6 protein-coding genes are annotated in these 3,845 nt (G+C 31.8%); 2 read left to right on the forward strand and 4 right to left on the reverse strand.

The window, feature by feature from the left end:
* The coding region (locus HU235_RS17880; protein ID WP_174881101.1) for a DUF2515 family protein at positions 1-962 on the forward strand (962 nt) is incomplete at its 5' end.
* A gap of 80 nt (positions 963-1,042) precedes the next feature.
* On the opposite strand, the gene HU235_RS17885 is transcribed toward HU235_RS17880, so the two are convergent.
* A complete protein-coding gene (locus HU235_RS17885) occupies positions 1,043-1,225 on the reverse strand; it encodes a YozD family protein (RefSeq protein ID WP_095301272.1) in 183 nt (60 codons plus the stop codon).
* Positions 1,226-1,381: 156 nt separating this feature from the next.
* On the opposite strand from HU235_RS17885, the gene HU235_RS17890 reads away from it, so the two are divergent.
* Positions 1,382-1,561 carry a hypothetical protein gene (locus HU235_RS17890; RefSeq protein ID WP_095301273.1) on the forward strand — a complete coding sequence of 60 codons (180 nt, stop codon included), beginning with the start codon at positions 1,382-1,384 and terminating at the stop codon, positions 1,559-1,561.
* Here HU235_RS17890 and HU235_RS17895 read toward each other — a convergent pair.
* The 3 genes from HU235_RS17895 to bioB form a co-directional block, all read right to left on the reverse strand.
* Positions 1,558-2,250 (reverse strand): hypothetical protein, encoded by a 693-nt coding sequence (locus tag HU235_RS17895; protein WP_095301274.1) that lies wholly within the window; start codon positions 2,248-2,250, stop codon positions 1,558-1,560. The two genes, HU235_RS17890 and HU235_RS17895, sit on opposite strands and share 4 nt — an antisense overlap.
* Positions 2,251-2,410: 160 nt before the next feature.
* Positions 2,411-2,635 (reverse strand): YozE family protein, encoded by a 225-nt coding sequence (locus HU235_RS17900; protein WP_095301275.1) that lies wholly within the window; start codon positions 2,633-2,635, stop codon positions 2,411-2,413.
* 137 nt (positions 2,636-2,772) lie between these two features.
* Positions 2,773-3,780, reverse strand: a complete 1,008-nt coding sequence (gene bioB / locus HU235_RS17905; RefSeq protein ID WP_095301276.1) for a biotin synthase BioB — start codon at positions 3,778-3,780, stop codon at positions 2,773-2,775.
* Positions 3,781-3,845: the final 65 nt, after the last annotated feature.

Consider the following 3,845-nt stretch of genomic DNA (forward strand, 5'->3'; position numbering starts at 1 on the left):
AAGAACGTCAGTTAGTTGAAAGGGTGGAGAATAAAACAAAAATAAATAATGTGAATAATGTAACACGAACAAAGGCATATCTCGAGTTTTTCAACCGAAATCCAGAAATTCATTGGGCATTTTTAGCCCATATGGTGTCACGCAACGGTGGTTATCATATGACTGACTTAAGGGGAACCTTAGTTGGAGGATTACTAGACGAGGAAAAGAGAGTGGACTTATTTCATTTTTTAGAGCATGCAAATTATCTTATTTTCCAAGATGCCTATCCACAACTTCTCTTATATGAAGAAAGCAAACAGAACAATAGCTCCTATTTCTATTTATTAAAGCTTCTTCATATATCTAAATTTATGTATACAGCTTGGGAATACTTTTTCAAGACAAAAAATTCAGCTTTTATTACCTATTCACTTATTACAAATGAACAAAACTATATAGAAAAGCATTTATTTTCAACAAAAGGCATAAAATCTTCCTTATTCCATACGCTAGCATATGTTATCCAAGAAAAATTAGGATTTACTCATGTGATTTTTCCATACAAGCGCAATCTGTTTTCAACTAATTACTCCCTTGTTGGACTTGAAATACATGATTTTTCTTCCATACAAAAACGAATTAATATCGGAAAATGTCTCTACTCTATCCTGTTTTCTAAAAAATATTACAAATCATGTCTAAAGTTTGCTACCAATCAACCTCATACAGCATCAAGGAGTGATTATTGGCCACACATATTTTCATTAACTAGTTACAATTCAGCCAAATCGTATAGCCCACCTCTTGAAGTTGCATGGGGAAATATCCAAAACAAATCACCTTCAACTGTCGATTGGTTCCAAGACATTAATCAAATTAAAGATTTTGATCGATACCTATCATATATACAAGCTGATATTACAAAAAATGTAGTAAGCGATGTTAAATTTTTATCAACTTTAAACAAAATAATTCATTGAAAATGGGCTTGTTAGACAAAAATAGGACTGAGCTATCAGGTGGAAAAATTCCTGGTAGTCAGTCAGTTTGCTATTACATGTCAATCTTCATTGTCAAAATCAACATCTTCATCAATTATGCATTTGTTTAATAGATAGTCAAACGTTATATCTGCTAATTCTTCTAGCTCGCTTTCACCAGGTACATACCCTCTTTTAGTGAGCTCATTGTAAAAGAACTCTGCAATCTCCTCAGTATCAATAATTACTTCAATTTCCTTCACAATATCGCCCCCCCTTAATTGTTTATGTCCGTTATGTGGGACATATGTCTTGAAATTGGAAACTATTTTTTAAGAAAAAATCTATCAAATTGGAATAACGAGCTAATAGATTCATATAGATAGATTACATAGACAAGCTTAAGGAGGAAAAAGCGAATGAACAAACGATTCCAAATGAGTATAGAAGAGAATAAACTAAGTAGAGCTTTTCTTAAATTTATCGATGGAGATGGATTTGACCGATTTTTAAATAAAATTATTCAGGGGTTATTTTTTATAATAGTTGGATTTGGTGTTCCTTATTTTATTTATGTGTTGATTTCTTGCTTATTTTAATGTTGACTATCATTGGATTTACTATGTCTTTGCAAGCTATTCATAATTAGGACCATAATTTCCTTATATTCAGGATTTTCAAACATTTGATATAATGTTTGATAGTCATTATATATATCTAATAACTCATCAACCATTTTCTTATAATGCTGATTCTCATCGATTATTCTCGCCTTTTTTAGTTTAATCGGCTTCGTAAATAGAGTGGAATAATCTTTTAAATCATTGGATTTCTTTGTTTTATATTGAAGCTTTTGCAGAATTGAAAGTGTTGACTTTGGAGAACTATTTAATAAAGTCATTTCATCAGCTGTTGCTTCAAGCCATTCTCCATCCGATAATCTAGTTAATTCATACGTAACCTCTTCCCATCCATCGTCTTCGTATCTCCATGCTTCTATACGAATGCCGACAATCCGGAAACAGGTTTTTCCATATCCATTTACTAGAACTGTATCACCTATTTGATAGTCGATATCAATCGTAATTTCTTCAACATCGATAATTGTCCCCTCATAATCTGAATACAATTGAAGTACATTTTCAAAAAATAACATGTCACTATAATTCACTTCATAAACAAAGTGCTGGTCAAGTTTATGAACCTTAGTAATTGTCCCAACAGTTCCATATAACGTAATCACGACGACGTCTCCTATTTTATAATTTGGATGATTAATGTTTCCCATTCACTATCTCTCCTTTATGTCGTGATTCGTTGGATATGATAGTATATGCTAATTTTCTTTATTCGATATAGGCAAATGAAAAAAAGAAGGCAATTTACCTATTGAAAACAGATAAAGCCTTCCTCTCTAAATATTAATTGCAAGTTGATAATGATTCACTTTATTGTTTTGCTATATCAATTTGATAAAGCTCCCATGCATCATCAAATACTGACATACTCGGTAAATAATTCCCATTCATTTCAAGATAAGAACTCAATTCATTATAATCATTAGAGTTTTTTGGGAAACTATGATCAAGATATGCATTATTTGCAAATTTCGCTATATCATCCTTAGGCTTTGGATGACGGTATTTTAATAAGTAATGATAAAAGGATTTCACGTCCATTCCCCCAATCGACAAGATTTTTCTATTATAGCTTGTTCCTTAAGGGAAAGAAACCATAAAGCTTTCGTTCAATTAAATAGTTGATTTGAAAATTATTCAATCTTACAAAAGAAAGCATTTCACTACTATTTTTAAGAAATTACTGATGCTTTATTATTCGTTTCCACATGTTGAAAGTCAATCTCAAACCCCAAATCCTCAAGCATCTTATGATCAGCAGTACTATCTTGTCCTCTCGTTGTTAAATAATCCCCAACAAAAATGGAATTAGCAGCATATAACCCTAAAGGCTGTAATGATCTTAAATTTACTTCCCGTCCTCCCGAAATTCTTATTTCCTTCCTTGGATTTATAAATCGAAATAACGCAAGTACTTTTAAGCAAAATCTTGGATTTAATTCATTTGTCCCTTCAAGTGGTGTACCATCAATCGCGTGCAAAAAATTTATTGGTATCGAATCTGCATTTAATTCTTTTAAATGAAAAGCCATATTTATTACATCATCTACTGTTTCCCCCATACCGATTATTACTCCTGAACATGGTGAGATTCCACTTTTTTTTACTGATTTAATTGTTTTTATTCGATCATCGTATGTATGTGTTGTTGTTATGGAAGGATGATACTCCCTAGATGTATTTATATTATGATTATATCGATCGACACCAGCTTCCTTTAATTTTTCCGCTTGTTCAGACTTTAATAAACCAAGACATGCACAAACCTTCAATCCAAATTCAGATTTTATTTCTTTAACAACTGAAGCAACATGATTTATTTCTTTGTTCGTAGGTCCTCTTCCACTAGCAACGATGCAAAAAGTGCCAACTTGTAATTGATGTGCCCTTTTTGCTTTTTCGATTATCGTATCCTTCTCAAGCATTTGATACCTTTCGACCGGAGCAGTTGATACACTAGATTGAGAGCAATATCCACAGTTTTCCGGACATAACCCCGACTTAGTATTCATAATCATATTTAATTTTACCTTTTTTCCAAAATAAAATTTTCTAATCTTAAATGCACTATTTAATAGGAGTAATATATCGTCATCATCACTTTGTAAAATTGCCAGAGCTTCATCCATTGATAAGACCTTTCCTTGTAAAACTTCATCTGCCAACTTGCTCCAATTCATTTTCATTCCTCCTTTTGATTATAAACTATCGTAAAGAAGGAAAAGAAAATTGTCAACTATATCTA

The organism is Metabacillus niabensis, assembly GCF_902829255.1.
Taxonomy (GTDB): Bacteria; Bacillota; Bacilli; order Bacillales; family Bacillaceae; genus Metabacillus; species Metabacillus niabensis.